This is a genomic window from Halobacillus sp. B29, assembly GCF_052246755.1.
GTDB lineage: Bacteria > Bacillota > Bacilli > Bacillales > Halobacillaceae > Halobacillus > Halobacillus halophilus.
Window position 1 is genome coordinate 23,213 of the sequence record NZ_JBQQCM010000022.1, and the last position, 16,670, is coordinate 39,882.

The window sequence follows — 16,670 nt, forward strand, 5'->3', positions numbered from 1 at the left end:
CAACGGTGAAAAACACTTTAACATAAGTATCTAATATTTTGGTAGCGTTCCTGGAAAAGAAAACCTCCATGAAAATCTGAAAGTTGCAGTCTACCTATTATTATCGTTTTCCTGGGTTTTTGTCTTTCTCACTTCCATCCCTCAAACATAGAATAGAAAGAGCTATCTTACTCATACATTTTTATAGAAAGGAAATTTTTTTTGGACAGTAATAAAGTAAATTTTTCTCAATTCCCCTATTGTTCCCCTTGTTACCCAAGTTGGAATACTAAATATAAATGTTGGGAGTATATAAAGAAAGACAGTCAGAGCATCCAGTTCGATTATGCAAATGAAGACTTTACTACAAATGCTCCTATTCCGGTTGCTCCAGGTCTCACTATCTCTACAGTTACACTCACAAATTTAAAAGCTGGTAGTGCCGTCTCTTTAAACGGGTTGTTTCTTGTGAACAATAATTCAGTAACACCTGGAAGTATCGGAGTACGGATCTACAAAAACAGCATCAATTCCGCAAATATCATTTACAGCGCTGATATAGAGATCGACGGAGCAGGAAGCGATGCTCTCGGTCAGCCGATTCCAGTGCTTTATGTTGATCCGATTCAGCTGTACGAGAAAAAAGTAACCTATTTTCTCTCCGTCTACAAAATAGATGAGACTGATAATTTATCGGTTATCGGTCAAGCAACCCTCACAGCTACTGCATATGGAAAAGCCACTTACTAATCAAACCACACCGCAAACAGCATCTTTTTGCGGTTTTTTATTGGGTAACTTGATTAGTCAAAATGGAGAAGCTATTTCCATCATATTTCGATCCGTAATCCCCCCATTTATTCATTAGAAACACACACTGAGATCACACCCCCTTTTATAATTTCTTCCAGATCGCTTGTTCCCGTGCCCCGCCGGGGAGGGACAGATGGATTTATTTACTTAACTGACTTTCTTCATGCTCCAGGCATACGAGAATGGGATTTTTTCTAAAGTAAAGTATTGTGAGAATCCAACTTGTTTAGCGTTGTTTGTGGACAAGAAAGGAAAACGCAAATGGTGTCCGATGAGCGTCTGTGGAAATCGGGTGAAGGCCCGGAAACATTACGATAAGAATAAACTGGTATAAAAAGAGAGGGAGGTAGTCTATACCATCACTCTTGGTTAGATTGAAGATGCTGATGGAAAAGGGCTCCTTGTTTTAGTAGAAGTGTGTACATTTGAAATTTAGTCGAATAAACTCTCTGTCTTTTGCGCTGAAAAGCGCTTATAGAAGAACTTATAGCGCCCCTTCATTAGAAACCCGAACTCAAAATAGTTGAGTAAACCTTTCATTATTTATTACAATCAACTGTCTTGTTTAAATAGGTGATGTAATAGCCGATCTTTGTCGTCAAAAAATTGCTTCATAATCATGTAGTGATCGGTATTCTCTAATGTTGTCTCTTTCATTCCTTCTTCACTAAGTTGTATAATTTTTGAATTTGGATAAGCCATGATGATTGGAGAATGAGTAGATATTATAAATTGAGAACCTTTATTAACAAGTTCATGTATGCGGGAAAGCAGAGACATTTGTCTTAACGGGGATAAAGCAGCTTCTGGTTCATCTAAAATGTATAAACCATTCCCTTGAAAACGGTTGTTAAATGCTGCAAAAAAAGATTCTCCATGTGATTGTTCATGTAATGAATCTCCACCAAATGAATCGACAATTTTCGGACCAAATGACGAGTCACTATCTAACTCTTCAATGTTCGTAGCTAAATTGTAAAAAGTTTCAGCTCTAAAGAAAAAGCTGTCTCTTGCCTTTCTAGTCCCCTTGGACAATAGTAAATATTGTTCTAAGTTAGAGTGAGAATCATAATTGGAAAAATTAAAATTGAGAGTTCCACCCTCGGGATTAAAGCCGAGTTTAATAGCAATACCTTCTAACAGTGTTGACTTACCCATTCCGTTCTCTCCGATAATATAGGTAACATTAGGATGAAATAGCAATTCTTTAAAATTCCTAATAACAGATAAACTAAATGGAAAAGTCTCATATGAGTTTATACTTTCTGTTTTTAGGTTTAGTCTTTTAAGGTACTGATTGTCTTTACTCAATTTCACTCTGCAACCCTCCTCACTCTTATTTACTTCCTAAAGCTTTTAGCTACCCGTTAATACAATTTACTGTATTCTATCCATATTCCTTTGCAAATGTTGAAGGTGAAAATGAAACGTTATATCTTCCTTCAAGTTCTTTCTGTACTTTTTCTGTTAGTTTCAACCCTTCTTTATTATGCTCTTCTTCGAGTTTAACACCATTAGGAACTATTCCATCTTTATCCCAATTCATCCATTCACCATACTTCTCAATCCATTTCATTAACTCAAACTTCAAGTCGAATTCAATCGGAATCTCTTCTATGTCAAGGTTACAATTACAGCGATTACACCATATAGGGTCTGCGCTCACATCTCCCTCTACTTTTAATTCATTTGTTTCCTGTTGTATACATAGACATTTCATTTTATCTACCAGCTCCATTTATTAAAGTAAACTGCTCCTTTAGTAAAGAATCATCATCTTTATTGAAACGAGCGCCCCTTTATCTTGAAAACTGGACTTCGAGATATATTGAAGCAAACCTTCAACTAACACAGCCGTCAGTTGAAAAACCCTTCTTGATTATACAGATCTATTTTCTCTTCCATTGTCTTACTTTTATCTTGCCATTCAATACTCATATAAATGTCGCTAACATTTTCAAGTGAAATAGGTACTCCATTAACTTCTAAAAAAGTTCCACCTCCAGTTGCTCCCGTAGTCATTTGGGTTATGTCTAATTCACTTCCCTTTACTGACTTTGCCTGAACCAGTTTATCTTCATTATCTATAACAGCATAGACTTCAATATTAAAGAAATCAGCGCTATTCTCCGTTTTATTCTTCATAGTCAGGCTTCCGTTTCCAGCTTTGAAAGTATCGGGTTTAATTTCAATATCATAGGAATCCACTTCCCAATGCTCACTTTCTCCTGATAATGATAAGTAATAATTATTCTTCATTGGTTTGTCATTACTATCACAACCTGAAAGCAAAAGAGTAACTAATACTAAACCTACCGAAAATAAATTCATTCCTTTTACCAAAAACATAACACTCTCACCCTCTTGATGCTTCTGTATCTATTAAAACCATCTGTCTTAATTAAACTGCTACGTTAGTTAAAAAGCGATTGTTTATATTGAATAATAGCCCCAGTTTATGTAATTCTCAGATTCGAGATATTTCTTGCTCTTCTATTACTATCGCACCCATTAATTGAATATCGTCAAACTTAACTTTTTTATGAATTGTTTTAGGCAGGTTCGGAATTAATTCCAAGCATTAAATATGAGTCTAATTAATTTGCCTATTATTTTGAATTGTTTTAGGCAGGTTCGGAATTAATTCCAAGCATTAAATATGAGTCTAATTAATTTGCCTATTATTTTGAATGGCCACAGTATTATCTCAGGTAAAAGGTACAACACATCGTACACAAAGTCCCTGAACCCATATTTACCCTTCCCTTTGCGGTCTCTTCGCCTCATTTCCATCATCCTATCTTTAACTGAACTGGTGTTTGAAATTATTTTTTATACTTCTCTTTATACTCCTCGAAAACTTCAGTTGTAATCTTCTTATTGAACTCTTTCCATTCTCCGTTTTCCATTATGGACCACCAGCTTTACTTTCTGTATCCACTTGATACTGCTTATATGCTTGACCCCACCCTCTTTTAGATTTATCGATGCTCCAATCAGAAAACATTTGTATCAGGATCAGCTACCTATCTTTTAAATCCGTTGAGTAATGTGTTAATAAATAAATGGTACTTAAATTTGTCTTTTTGACATTTGAATAGAGGTTCTGTAGAAGGTATAGATTTCCATTAATAATCTCAGTATGATTTGAAATTAATAGATAATATTCCTTCCAATTTAAAAAGAATAGCGGATCATTGCTTAAGGAACCTATATAAGATGGTTTACGCCTTATCTTCAGTCTTCATAACTTTATACCCGTCAAATTAAGGGTTATGTATTTAAAACCCTACCTTTTTTGTGATCTGGGAAGATAGAGATCATAACAGAAAGAGATCAGCATATGATGATTTGTTATTTAGAAGAAAGGGTGATGATTCTGAATAAAGTAATTTGCTTTAAAGGCTCCCCTTATTACGTGGTAACAGAAGTCGACTCTCACTATTTCTGTCTTCGACTTAATCAACAGTTAAAGCCAGATCAGCAATTCGGCATTTCCCGAGTAAAGATACCTAAAAAGGAATGTGGAATGTACAAAACATAAAAACATGTTCTTATTTGATGCACTGAACGAATCTTTTATAAAAAGATCACACTTTAAAAGTTAAATTCAATAAACTTTTACGTAAAATCTATCAAAACTTAAAAAATCACCTTTACAATATAAGTATAGAGAAAGGGGGAAGAACAACATGTACAAGTATATAATCAACGTAACAGTAAATAGGAAAATTTACCAAACTAATGTAATAGCTAACAAAAACAATTCAGAAAAAGAAGTATATCAAATTGCAAAAGAACAAGTTTTGAAACAATGGCCACATTAAACAGTAACATTGGTTATTAATTTCTACTATCAGAGGAGGGTTTCACTATGGCTTAATCAAGAAGAAGAGTGCAACTGCAATAACCATTGGTGTTAACATACTTTTAGCTAATAACACGGTATAGAATAATCCTAAAATATCAGTAGGGTTGGAGTTATCACCATGTTGAACTACCCCCACTTACTCGCTGACACTCCTTGAAGTTGGGGGATTCCTAAGAGCACGAACCTAACGGTTCGTTCAAATGATTAGGCTAGCCCCGTCGCACCGACGGTTGTAAGGATTCTTTGAATCTCCTTCAATATATTGAAGCTCGCATTTAGGTCGCGGTCGTGGTGACAGCCGCAATCTGGGCAATCCCACGTTCGAACAGCGAGATTCTTCACCTCACGGTTTTGGTATCCGCACTTGGAACACAGCTGTGAACTCGCAAAAACTTTCGACACGGTTACCAACTGCTTCCCGTACCACTTTGCTTTGTATTCGAGCATAGACCTGAACATCGACCAGCTCACATCACTAATCGATTTGGATCGTTTTCGGTTTTTGAGCATATTGGAAATTTGGAGATCTTCTACCCCGATCACATCGTGGTTTTTGATGATTTCGGTAGAAATCTTATGCAGATAATCTTTGCGGGAGTTCGCAATCTTCTCGTGAAGTCTGGCTACTTTAATACGCTGCTTATGCCAATTCGAAGATCCCTTTTCCCTTCGGGAAAGGATACGTTGAGCTTTTGCTAGTTTCTTTTCGGTCTTACGTAGGTATCGTGGGTTTTCATAGGTGGTGCCATTCGATAGAACAGCGAAGTCTTTCAATCCGAGATCAATGCCAACGTAAGCGTTGGATTTAGGAAGTTCCTGAATATCTGTTTTAACAAGAATCGATACAGAATATTTTCCGGTCGGATTGCGGCGAACCGTCGCACTCAAGATGCGACCTTTCACTTCACGACTCTTGGCAAATCTCACAAGCCCCAGCTTAGGCAGCTTGATATTGCGATCCTGGATGGCAATATTTCCGTTTGTGCATTTTGTGGTGTAGGACTGGACTCTGTTCTTCTTTGATTTGAACCTTGGAGCTTGGTTTTGCTTTTTGAAAAACCGTTCATAAGCGTCAGAAAGATGTTTGACCGACGTTTGGATGGCCGTGCTATCCACTTCCTTTAACCAAAGGAATTCTCTTTTAAGATTGGGTAGTTGTTTGGAACAAGTAGAGTAACTCAAACCTTTTCCGGTTTCCTTGTAGGCACTGCTCCATTCGGAGAGGAAATGATTGAAGACAAAACAAGCGCAACCGATTGTCTTAGCGATGAGTGATTCTTGGGTTTTATTTGGATAGATACGAAAGTTATACGCTTTATGCCTCAACCTTTCCACCTCCTAATCAGGAACGTATGTTCTTACTTCAGAATATCACGGAAGGGAGAATATTCAAAGGCATTCGCCTTACGGCAACGGCATTCATCTCCCCCTTACCAACGGTCTTCGACACGGCGCTTGAAGAGGGAGTCTTCTGCCGAAGAATGATAAAATACTCCATATAGAAAATAAGAGATAATTCCTGTTATTAAAAATATAATGATAAAATCTAACACACTTGTTAAAAACCTGTTCCTAAAACCCGCTGGATAAGTAACTTCCAAATAAACCCTCGTTTCGTAATTTTCATGTACTTGTTTACACTATAAAGGAATAGCTACTTTACAACTATAGCCTCAGTTTATGGAACTAGATAGTGGGGCCTCCCTCTCTCCTAAAATAATTGAGGAATGACAGGCCCTCTGCCAAATCTTCAAAGAAAATGATCGTTTATTGTTCCAACCACTCGGCAATAATACGATGCGCTTTTTCATCTAATACAACACCGAAATGAGTCGCATCCTCCATCATTCTTATTTTTGCATTCTCATTGTTGTGAAATACCTCTTCATACTGATTGGCTTGAAACGTTTGATCTTCCCTGCCTATTAGTACGAACACGCGGTTATCCATGGACTCAATATCCTCTTCATACTCATCTCGTGGATGCATCGATATTTGCAGCCTATAACTATACGCTAATGTTTCAGTATTATCTCGAACATCATTCGGCATATTGAACGAGATAGCATCCAAATGGTTCATGTGAGTAATCCCAATTTGATTTAACATGGACAATCCTATCATTCGCTGGAGGTTCACATTCGCCCAATTACTATCTTCTGCGTTAGTCGGAGCATCATGATGAATATAAGGAGCAAGTAACAGGTAGCCATCTACGGCTTCATGGTGGGATGAACCTCCTGCCATGCGAATAACCGCCCCGCCACCACTTGAATGGCCGCCTACTATAATAGATGAATCGGGATGACGATCCACCACTAATGAAATAAGATCATTTAAATCTTCTTCAATCTGACCGATATAATCGATATCTCCACGGTTTTCGGTATTGGGACCATGGCCTCGTAAATCGGGCGTATATACCGTTGCCACACCCTCACCAGACAAATAGTTAGCTAATGACGCTAAATATTTACTGTGGTAGCCTGATCCATGAACAAGAATAACGACTTTATCCGCTTCAGATTCGTAATATCGATAATACTGATCCGTCCCATCCCGAGTTTGATAACCCTCAAGCGATGGCACTGACAAATTCTGTTCATTATTTCTCAGCTTATCAAATGCGATGCACTCCTCTTGCCCGGATGGTTTTTCCACTGTACTAAATAGTGAGAGCCCATAACCAATTCCCAAGTAGATTACGCCTGAACTGACGCCTACAATGAGTGCAATGTTAAGGAATTTCTTCATTAATTCTCACTCCCCATTAAATTAATAGAAGAAAAACAAAGGGCGATTTACGATTTTATTGGATTCTCCCCCCTTTTTACCATTTAAGCTCTCACCCGAATAAACAGAAATTAGGTACTTAATGTGCCAGTTCAACAGTAAAAACGTTAATTCCTGCTTAAATTAGCTGGAATTATTCCAGCATCTCCCCTCCCAGTATAGAGTCTCCAAGTAAAGGAGGGCGACTACTCCATAAGAATAGTCGCCCTCCTTTATCAATGCACAATACATCGTCCATATGGAACCATTGCCACAATTTCTATAAACATGGATTCCAAGGGAAGCTGAAACCCATTTTCAAACACTGATTCATTTTCACTTAAACAATAAGCTGGATAAGTTCTTTTATCCCTTTGTAGATGACAATTCCAACTACGACTCCAAATACAAACTTTGCGTGGTTCGTAGTTTTCTTCTCCATAACGAATCTTCTTTCAACTTAGCAAAGATTTCCTGCTCTTTCAGACTCAGTATCAAGATACCTTCTTTTGGTGTATGTAAATAGATATAGCCGCCTTCAGGTTCGCCAATACCGATATAATCCCCATACCTGCTAACGTGAACCTAATTTCTACGCTCACTGGATCAAGGAAAAAAACAATGATTGAGATACAACCAGCTGTAACAAGTGCAAGAAGAACTTGTACGTGAATATTTTTTTCAAACTGTTTTTTTGAACTCCACTTCGGAACTTTGAACATTATAAAAAATAACGCGGAGAGTATGAGTATAGCAACAATCAAAGGATTACCTCCTTCACCTTAAAACTTAGAAATATCGTAGATGCCACTAAGAAAAGTATTAATCCAAAATGCAATTCTTGTTATTCATAATAACCACCCTCCTGGCAAATTAAGTACCAGTAAATAGAGTTATTGGAGAGCTATAGTAGCTTAACTAAATTTGCTTACCAAAATAATATCTAGCACTACAAAGAGGAGAAATAGAAAAGCACTGCCATATATATAACGTTTTTTCTCCCGGCTCCACCATAGCGCCAAAGTCATAAGAGCAAAAACAACGATGAGCACTTGATTTTTTTGAAGCCTGTCCTGCTTTTGAAATAGGTTAAGGGCTTCTTTAGGCTCACCCTGAAAGGTCTGTTCACTGATTTCCTTCCCATACCAATTGTAACTACTCACCTGGCGGGTTGAAGTTTCCTCTATAAACTCTAATTTCTTAAAACCTAGTACAGGAAGTTCAATAGAAAAAATAAACAGTATACCACCTATAATAAATACTAATAGTTGCGCTACTGTCTTTCTTTTCAAAGATTTTCTCCTCCTTTAGGACGATCAGGTATCCCCTTTATTTCTTCCTTCTTCATTCAGAGGCATGTGATTAAGTTTCGTTTCTATTTTATCTATCCGTTTTTTTACATTGATCAATAATACGATGACCGTAAGGAACAAAAGCGGGATAACAACAAATAAAAACAGCGATACGAACTGTCCTGCTGCCATACTATTGATCTTCCCCCTCCTAAAAAGGTCAAATTCTTCTAGAGTTTTAAATCAAGCCATTTGCGACATCAATAACATAGAAACGATTAATAAACAGGACATAATAGCAATTACTGTACCTAAAGCCGCCAGGATCATATGCTTTTTTCCAGAATTCTTTTCAATGCCGATGATACCCAGGACTACTGATAGAGCCAGAATAATAAATAACAAAGTGACCAATAGGGTGAAATTGATTCTAATATAGCCGTACATGCCTGCATAGAATACGATTATGGGGATGATACTTAGTGAAATGGACCAATAACTAAGCCAACTATGTCCTTTCATGCAAACCCTCCTGCAACTTAAAACCTTGATCTATCTTCAACTACTAATATCTGAACCTTTCTTATTAAAAAAATTCGATAGGATTATCATCAATAATCCGTTGATGATCAGGGGGACGGAAGCCGATTCCAGAAAATCCGACATGCTTTCCAATCCATTGAACTCACTAAACGCAAATCCAGCAGCAAAAATCCATAATCCTACATAAACAAGCCACTTTCCCGCTGTGGTTTTCCTCTTCGTCAGCATTCACATCCCCCTCTTTGTTACTTATAAATACGATTCAATTCATGACTACTTAATCCATACCTTATGTAAATCAAGCGTATCAAAATTACATCCATATGGAAATTATAACCACATACAATATATGCTCTTTTCTATGTATCTAAATTGAAAATGTCTTAAAGTACACCATGGTTGAAGCATCCTAAATGTTCGCTTCAAATGAGCGGATTTTCGATTTTTCCGAAGTTCATACCGCAGCAAGCCACGCTCAACCTCCCCCTGTTACTTCACCACCCTGACTCATAGTCAATGTTATGTGATAGTACTTCATTTTTTCTTTAAAGATACTAGAAAGATCGTTAAATTTAACAGGATACTGTTAGCTATTAGAATCATCAGAAGGAAGTATGAGCTAATAATTCCACTGTTACTGCCTATATTTTCAGCAATCTTAATCGCGACAGAAAACAATAGAAAAGGTGATGACATCGAGACTAAAATTAATATCGAGTACTGTTTTTCTTTCTCTTTGAGATAAATAAACCAAACCCAGCCCCCGACTAACAAAACGAAAGTTGATAAATAGACAAATACCAAATAACCCCTCCAATCATTAGCAAGTCCAAATAGTTGGGCCTCGCTCACTTGATCTCATTCTATTATTCCAAAGTAAACATAGGCAGGCAACGGCTGTGATGAACGATCGCTTTTTATTTGTCAATGAAGCCATTCCCACAACCAACGTACAAAACCCTATAAATAAACTATTTTGAAAGACTATTATAGACTTTCAAGACAGGTTCTCTTCTAATGCCCCGCCCGCTAAAGTCTTGGCATCTGATCGCGTTGGACGACACGTGGATCCATACCTTTTTTTACACGCTTTTTTCACCTTTGCATCCATTCGCTGGACCATTGGTGCACGGTAGATCCGCTTTGCTCTCATTAGGCATAGCTAAACCTTTTTCGATTTACTTTTGACTTACACTTTAATAGATGCTAACTTGAAAATAGAATGAACGTTCTATCTAAAGGAGGTTTGCTTAACCATTGAGTGAGAAACGTAAACAAGTATTAAATGTGGCCGAACAACTATTTTATGATTATGGATTTCATGGAGTAGGCTTAAAACAAATTGTTAAAGAAGCAAATGTTGCGACGATGACGTTATATAATCACTTTTCCTCTAAGAACACGCTTGTAGAAGAGACCATTAAACACCGGGAAGAGCGGTACTGGGCATACATTCGCTCGACATCCGTGGCCTATTCTAACGAACCATTTGTACGAATTGCACAATTGCACGGAGCCTTCTTAAAAGAAGTATCCCCTCAAGGGTGTATGTTCCTGCGTGCCATTGAAGTCTATCAGGATACAGACAGTAACATCGTGTATATTGCCAAAAACCATAAATCGAAAGTGCTGCAGTATTTCGAGGAACTTGCTATTGATAACAACATCAAAGATTATAAGAACTTTGCTTATGAGTTTCTTCTCATTATCGAAGGAGCTACATCCATGACTCAGATTACAGATTCAACACAAGCCACCGAACATGCAGTTACCATGACAAAAGCTCTTCAATCCCATTTTCAAACGTAAACGGCATCCATTCGGATACCGTTTTTTCTATAAGTAAATCCTTGTCCCATATAGAAGAGTTCATGGTGCGCATTCATACAGCTTGTGTGAATTAAAAAATTTTAAATCAGATAGAAAGAACGTTCTATCTAAGTTTCAAGAAAAAGGAGTATCGTCGTTTATGAATTTTACGAGACTCGTCTTTCCTGGCGTAACCATGATTGCTGTCACATATGGATTAGCAAGGTATAGTTTCGGATTATTACTTCCCAACATTTCCAGCTCATTTCAAATGTCTGATACCGTTTCTGGTATCATTTCTTCTCTATTTTATCTTGCCTATTGTTTTACTATTATTTATTCTATCGTCATGACAACCAATAAAGGACCTAAACCTATGATTATGCTGGCAGGTGGTTTTGCTGTTAGCGGAATGTTTATGATTAGTGCTTCGGTAAACGAATGGATGCTCGCGGCAGGGGTTCTCCTGGCAGGGGGTAGTACAGGACTCGTATCTCCGCCGTACGGAGCAGCTATTGCCTTCTGGATAAAAGAACCCTTACAAGGAAAAGCAAACACGTGGATAAACTCCGGTACCAGTCTAGGTATAGTCGCAACAGGAGTTGGAGCCATTTTGCTGACGCCTCATTGGCGATACACGTACGTACTGTATGCCGTTATTGCGTTAATCGCATTATGGTGGAATTACCGGATTATCCCTAAACCTGACGATTCCTTAAAAGTTCAACGCGGTCTTTTATCGGCAAAAGGCTTACAGGGAGCTAAATCCATGATTACCGGGGCTATTCTTATGGGGATCTCCAGTGCATGCTTTTGGACTTTTTCGAGGAGTTTCATAGAAAGCAGCGGGGACTTTAGTACGCTCGTATTATCTCTGTTCTGGGTAACGATCGGACTCTTCGGTATAACCAGTGGTTTAGGCGGCGCCGTGATCGAACGAATTGGACTTCAATCCAGTTACACCCTATTTGCTGTAATGATGGGAGGAGCTTCGATTCTGCTTACATGGGCACCTGACAGCATCCCTATCGTAATAGGAGCAGCTGCGTTATTTGGCACCTCTAACTTGTTTATGTGTGGCTTGCTCATTGTCTGGGGAATCCGTGTATTCGAGAGTAATGCTTCTTTAGGTATAGGTGTACCCTTCCTTATGCTGTCCATAGGCCAGGTTATCGGGTCTATCCTTGCAGGCAGTATGATTGAAGGGATTGGTTACGCTGTGACGTTCGCTGTTTTTGGAGCCATCTCGATCTTAGGATCGTTTTTAAGAACAGCTTAAAGGAGGGCTCCGAAAACAATCCATCATGAAAACAGGCGAATCTTTTCGCGATTCGCCTGTTTTCTTCTTAATTTTATGTCTAAACGCCGCTCTCCATTTATCGGAATCTCAGCAGCAAAATTTAAGAAAATAGTTCGTCAAGGTACGAACTATTTTTTACGTTTATTAAAATAGAAAACTTGAAAGTAAGTCATCAATGTAAGAGGAATGACCACTGCTATATGCCCGAATATGTCTAAATCTACATTAAACAGTGGATTTATTAATAAACTCATCCCAAAGACATAAAGGGGGATTACTATAATTTTCAATGCCGTTACCATAACTTCTCGTCCCTTCCTTTATACGATCACCCCACGCCTGTGACTATTTATACCTTCTAAACTGGTAACTAAATCACATTTTTCATAAAGGAGTGGGCTAGTTGTTCAAAGCAGAGTCTGCCTACTTTTCGTGTTCGTAAAAGATAATAGTATAATAGCCAGGGTAGGATTGCCAACCATTACAGCTACCATAGCGATTGTGTTTACCGTTCATCAATTATATTAAATTTTAAAACGAATGAAAAAGGGATGCAATATAGGGGTGGAAAACAAGATGGAAAGAAGCAACTCCCTTACCACTCTCATACATCCACGTGTTTAAATGAAAACACAAAGGGAATCCCTCACTTGTGGAAGTTATTTTCTCCATAGAAAAGACTTCCCAGATAACCTGCGAACAATCGAAGAGGTTTATAAAATGTAGGAATGGGAATATAACTTTCCATTGCCCACCGATAAACGGCAGGGGCAGCTTTTTACTAAGAAACGATAATCAATAACGCCAACTTAAGGAGGCTATTTTTACTATGAGTCGTTTTACAATTCCACGCGATATTTATTTCGAAGAGAATGCACTAGAAGTGTTAGAGTCTTTTGAAGGTAAAAAGGCCGCACTCGTTATTGGAGGAGGTTCTGTTAAGCGTAACGGAAACCTTTCCAAGGTACAGGAACACTTGGCAGCAGCCAATATAGAAACCGAAGTACTGGAAGGCTTCGACAGCGAGCCAACCTTTGAAGTCGTCAAACAAGGCGCCAAAGATCTGGAGAAATTCCAGCCGGACTGGATTATCGGCATTGGCGGCGGATCCGCAATGGACTCTGCCAAAGCAATCTGGCTCTATTATGAGCACCCAGACCTTGCTTTTGAAGATGCGATTAAGCCATTTGAACTGCCGCGTCTTCGCAGCAAAGCGAAATTTGCCGGTATTCCTACAACAAGCGGAAGTGGTTCTGAAGTATCCAACCTTTCCGTTGTTGCCGATGAAACGACGAATGTGAAATATCCAGTAGCTGACTTTGAACTGACACCGGATGTTGCGATTATCGATCCGGTTATGATCGAAGAACTGCCGAAGCACATCGCTGCTTATACAGGTATGGACGCATTCACGCACACCATCGAAGCTTATGTAGCGAAACCACGCACGATGTACACGGATATTCTGTCACTAGGCGGAGCTGAAGTGATTAAAGATAACCTGCTTGCGTCTTATCAAGGCGATCAGGAAGCCGCTAAGAAAATGCACACCATTCAAGCAATGGCAGGCATGGCCTTTGCGAACGCTGTACTCGGTAACGTGCACAGCCTCGCTCATAAGAGTGGCCCAACGTTCGGCATTCCACATGGCTATGCCAACGCGATCTACCTGCCTTACGTGATTCAGTTCAACCGTGAAGTTGTTGAAGATCGTTTTGCAGAAATCGCACGCCGTCTGAACCTGAAAGGCAATAACGACGCTGAATTGACGGATTCTCTTGTTGAGTATATCTATCAATTGAACAAAGACCTCGGTCTTGCTACTACCCTTCAGGACTTCGGCGTATCCGAAGAAGAATTCAACAAGCATCTTGATACCATGGCGGAAAATGCTATGGAAGATCCATGCACAGGCACCAACCCGCGTGAAACTTCTCTAGAGCAAATGAAAGAGCTCTTTAAAGCCTCTTTCTATGGCAAGGAAGCTCTAGTTAAAGCGTAAATAATGTATTTCAATAGCAAAAGAGTTCAGGGAGAATTTCCCTGAGCTCTTTTTTTATAGCTGGATAGCGGAAGTTGAGTTCTTCCCGATCCTTTGAAATAATTGGAAACAACCTATTCAATTGTCTTTAGGAGGGCTCATTTGAACAAGAAACAAGCAGTTTCATCCTTGTAAGTGTTATCGATTGCTTTAAAATATTTCTCCAAGAGATGACCCCATTTCGTGAACACTCAATTTCAAGATATAGGATGCACTCACATATCATTTAAGACAAAATTATGAATTTATGTACGTTTAATTGTTCCTTCCCCTTCTTGATCATTTTCGTTATCCCAATAGATTTGAATTTCAAAAAGTACCCTCTTCAAAAAAGTAAGGAAAATTAATCTTAGTGGATGCCTGCATCGGTAGGGACTCAGCTTTATCAATATTTACCCACTCTCGTTTTCCTTCTGGAGTATTTTGTAATAATTTATCATTGTATTCATTTGTTATATAATTAAAAATTATATATTGATCATTCTTTTCTAGATTTACAAACTCAGCAATATCGGTCGTTTACGTAAGACTTAAATTCGAGAGATATCTTATTTTTATTTGCATCCATTACTTTAACTAAATTATTTCGCGTTCCCTTTTATTGATACCCGTAAGTGTCACCTTCATCTAATTTTAAGATTTGATTATTTATAGATAATGTATCATTATTTTCCCATTCCACATCGACTTGTTGAATATTGGGTTGTAAATAAATTCGTTTTTTAAACCACAGTGGTCCGTTTATTTCTCCCCTCACACCAAATGAACCTGCAGCACCAGCATCATAATGGTAGAAATCAATGGTGTACTTGTCGCCAGGAGAACTATCCGTCTGTATATGCTCATCCGCGCCCATTGATGTTAAGAAGAGTGTGAATGATACTACCAAAAATAATCCGATAGATGTCAATGATGATATAATTACTGTTATCCAACTTCTTGTTTTTACCCGCCAGTTTCTTTTATCTTTAAATCCGAGAACTCCTAAAGTTAAGGCTATCATACTAATTAGTAGTAAAATATAATTTGGTGGAGCAATTAACCAAGTGTTGTTCATATTGGAATACAAGGAGTAAGTTGCTAAGCCTAAACAAACAAGTATTAGATAAAACGCCCATAGATTATATTGTTTGCCCATAATTCACCCCTTTATTAGATTTTCATCTTTTTTTGTTTGAATTACGAACTTCCTGCTGTGAAGTTTCAAAATATGCAATTTCAAACTATGATCTCAAGATGGTGTCTTCAATCCGATTAACAAAACATTTGATTTCGAGATATTTTATGTAATTTACTAACTTTTACAAGCTACTAAAGTCAGGAAGATGTTCATCCTTATCAAATTTAAAGAGATAATGCCCCCATTCATACAACGAATCCAGCTAGAAATAATAAATATACCGCCCGAGCTTTACGTTCTTCGAGATATCTCTTACTATTTTTTAGTACAACAATGGATAAGTAGTTTTTTATTCTTTTTTTGTTTTATTTGAGTCAATTGCTGTTCCAATTGTTATTCCAAGAACCAAACCTATACCAGCTCCGATTGCTAGGTCATCAAATATAGTTAACCCAAGTACTGATCCTAAAGGTAACCCAATACCAATTCCAACAGCTAGATAAGTATCCCCTGTTATTTTTTTATTTTTGACCATCATTTACATTTCCCTTCTGATACCCTTATTTGCTTTTATTCTTCCTCAATCTTGCTCTGTCAGTTAAAAACTACATTTATGATAGTACTTAATTATGGCAATTATCTATAGAGCAATCCCCCCATTTCGTTAACTCTTGGTTTCGAGACTCTCACATAATTAGTAACCTATAATTATTCCAACTCACTAAAGCATCTGGAACAATATATAATTTGTTCAGGAGCCCAGGCTTTTAAAAGAGCCCATCCATTAAGCTTTTTCGGTGTAGCAATAATTGCCATCTTCTCATCTTTTTCTACTTCTCTTCCGCAATTTTTGCAAGTAAACTTATCGCCAATAATAAGTATCCATCCTCTCGATAAAGTTCTAATTTAGTAAATTATTAGCTTCCCTTTTAAATACGTTTGGATAAAAAATCCGTTTCACAATTCAAACTATCTCGAAACGGAGTCTTCAACTAACCTGCCTTTCGTATTATAAGGTTAACCAGAATTCTAGATATTTCTGGTTGACCATTTTTAATATGGTCTTATTATTACAGTAGCCAGGGTAGAACGCCCCTGCCCGTGGGACTTAGATCCCGTCCTGGTAAACC

At 37.9% G+C, this 16,670-nt stretch carries 19 protein-coding genes; 6 read left to right on the forward strand and 13 right to left on the reverse strand.

Annotated features, from left to right (window positions below; all coding sequences use genetic code 11):
• The first annotated feature begins 447 nt into the window (after positions 1 to 447).
• Both ACTWP7_RS19535 and ACTWP7_RS19540 read left to right on the forward strand, forming a co-directional pair.
• On the forward strand, positions 448 to 729 hold the full coding sequence (locus ACTWP7_RS19535; RefSeq protein ID WP_443124617.1) for a hypothetical protein: 282 nt from the start codon (positions 448 to 450) through the stop codon (positions 727 to 729).
• A 226-nt stretch (positions 730 to 955) separates the two neighbouring features.
• Positions 956 to 1,126 (forward strand): CGNR zinc finger domain-containing protein, encoded by a 171-nt coding sequence (locus ACTWP7_RS19540; RefSeq protein ID WP_443124618.1) that lies wholly within the window; start codon positions 956 to 958, stop codon positions 1,124 to 1,126.
• A 218-nt stretch (positions 1,127 to 1,344) separates the two neighbouring features.
• Here the strand turns inward: ACTWP7_RS19540 and ACTWP7_RS19545 are convergent, their stop codons facing one another.
• From ACTWP7_RS19545 to ACTWP7_RS19555, 3 genes are all read right to left on the reverse strand, one after another.
• Complete coding sequence (locus ACTWP7_RS19545; RefSeq protein WP_443124619.1) at positions 1,345 to 2,109, reverse strand: AAA family ATPase; 765 nt, start codon at positions 2,107 to 2,109, stop codon at positions 1,345 to 1,347.
• A 70-nt stretch (positions 2,110 to 2,179) separates the two neighbouring features.
• Positions 2,180 to 2,512 (reverse strand): hypothetical protein, encoded by a 333-nt coding sequence (locus ACTWP7_RS19550; protein WP_443124620.1) that lies wholly within the window; start codon positions 2,510 to 2,512, stop codon positions 2,180 to 2,182.
• Positions 2,513 to 2,649: 137 nt separating this feature from the next.
• Complete coding sequence (locus ACTWP7_RS19555; protein ID WP_443124621.1) at positions 2,650 to 3,141, reverse strand: hypothetical protein; 492 nt, start codon at positions 3,139 to 3,141, stop codon at positions 2,650 to 2,652.
• Positions 3,142 to 4,484: 1,343 nt separating this feature from the next.
• On the opposite strand from ACTWP7_RS19555, the gene ACTWP7_RS19560 reads away from it, so the two are divergent.
• On the forward strand, positions 4,485 to 4,619 hold the full coding sequence (locus ACTWP7_RS19560) for a BA3454 family stress response protein (protein ID WP_443124622.1): 135 nt from the start codon (positions 4,485 to 4,487) through the stop codon (positions 4,617 to 4,619).
• 248 nt (positions 4,620 to 4,867) lie between these two features.
• Here ACTWP7_RS19560 and tnpB read toward each other — a convergent pair whose 3' ends face one another.
• The 8 genes from tnpB to ACTWP7_RS19600 all read right to left on the reverse strand — a co-directional run bounded on the left by tnpB (position 4,868) and on the right by ACTWP7_RS19600 (position 10,074).
• Positions 4,868 to 5,998 carry an IS200/IS605 family element RNA-guided endonuclease TnpB gene (gene tnpB / locus ACTWP7_RS19565; RefSeq protein WP_443124623.1) on the reverse strand — a complete coding sequence of 377 codons (1,131 nt, stop codon included), beginning with the start codon at positions 5,996 to 5,998 and terminating at the stop codon, positions 4,868 to 4,870.
• 432 nt (positions 5,999 to 6,430) lie between these two features.
• On the reverse strand, positions 6,431 to 7,417 hold the full coding sequence (locus ACTWP7_RS19570) for an alpha/beta hydrolase (RefSeq protein ID WP_443124624.1): 987 nt from the start codon (positions 7,415 to 7,417) through the stop codon (positions 6,431 to 6,433).
• Positions 7,418 to 7,929: 512 nt separating this feature from the next.
• On the reverse strand, positions 7,930 to 8,199 hold the full coding sequence (locus ACTWP7_RS19575) for a hypothetical protein (RefSeq protein ID WP_443124625.1): 270 nt from the start codon (positions 8,197 to 8,199) through the stop codon (positions 7,930 to 7,932).
• Positions 8,200 to 8,349: 150 nt separating this feature from the next.
• Positions 8,350 to 8,727 (reverse strand): hypothetical protein, encoded by a 378-nt coding sequence (locus tag ACTWP7_RS19580; protein ID WP_443124626.1) that lies wholly within the window; start codon positions 8,725 to 8,727, stop codon positions 8,350 to 8,352.
• Between the two features lie 24 nt (positions 8,728 to 8,751).
• A complete protein-coding gene (locus ACTWP7_RS19585; RefSeq protein WP_443124627.1) occupies positions 8,752 to 8,919 on the reverse strand; it encodes a hypothetical protein in 168 nt (55 codons plus the stop codon).
• A gap of 51 nt (positions 8,920 to 8,970) precedes the next feature.
• Positions 8,971 to 9,249, reverse strand: a complete 279-nt coding sequence (locus ACTWP7_RS19590; protein ID WP_443124628.1) for a hypothetical protein — start codon at positions 9,247 to 9,249, stop codon at positions 8,971 to 8,973.
• Between the two features lie 36 nt (positions 9,250 to 9,285).
• Entirely contained in the window at positions 9,286 to 9,498 is a 213-nt protein-coding gene (locus ACTWP7_RS19595) for a hypothetical protein (RefSeq protein ID WP_443124629.1), read from the reverse strand.
• A 306-nt stretch (positions 9,499 to 9,804) separates the two neighbouring features.
• Positions 9,805 to 10,074 (reverse strand): hypothetical protein, encoded by a 270-nt coding sequence (locus ACTWP7_RS19600; RefSeq protein WP_443124630.1) that lies wholly within the window; start codon positions 10,072 to 10,074, stop codon positions 9,805 to 9,807.
• A 453-nt stretch (positions 10,075 to 10,527) separates the two neighbouring features.
• Between ACTWP7_RS19600 and ACTWP7_RS19605 the strand changes: the two genes are divergently transcribed.
• The 3 genes from ACTWP7_RS19605 (at position 10,528) to ACTWP7_RS19615 (ending at position 14,381) form a co-directional block, all read left to right on the forward strand.
• Positions 10,528 to 11,079, forward strand: coding sequence for a TetR/AcrR family transcriptional regulator (locus ACTWP7_RS19605; RefSeq protein ID WP_443124631.1), 552 nt, complete (start codon positions 10,528 to 10,530; stop codon positions 11,077 to 11,079).
• A 160-nt stretch (positions 11,080 to 11,239) separates the two neighbouring features.
• Positions 11,240 to 12,358, forward strand: a complete 1,119-nt coding sequence (locus tag ACTWP7_RS19610) for an MFS transporter (RefSeq protein ID WP_443124632.1) — start codon at positions 11,240 to 11,242, stop codon at positions 12,356 to 12,358.
• Between the two features lie 850 nt (positions 12,359 to 13,208).
• Positions 13,209 to 14,381: an iron-containing alcohol dehydrogenase gene (locus tag ACTWP7_RS19615; protein ID WP_443124633.1), complete on the forward strand. Its 1,173-nt coding sequence runs from the start codon at positions 13,209 to 13,211 to the stop codon at positions 14,379 to 14,381.
• A gap of 637 nt (positions 14,382 to 15,018) precedes the next feature.
• Here ACTWP7_RS19615 and ACTWP7_RS19620 read toward each other — a convergent pair.
• Both ACTWP7_RS19620 and ACTWP7_RS19625 read right to left on the reverse strand, forming a co-directional pair.
• Complete coding sequence (locus ACTWP7_RS19620) at positions 15,019 to 15,558, reverse strand: DUF5412 family protein (RefSeq protein ID WP_443124634.1); 540 nt, start codon at positions 15,556 to 15,558, stop codon at positions 15,019 to 15,021.
• Positions 15,559 to 15,889: 331 nt separating this feature from the next.
• Positions 15,890 to 16,075, reverse strand: a complete 186-nt coding sequence (locus ACTWP7_RS19625; RefSeq protein WP_443124635.1) for a glycine zipper family protein — start codon at positions 16,073 to 16,075, stop codon at positions 15,890 to 15,892.
• Positions 16,076 to 16,670 lie beyond the last annotated feature (595 nt).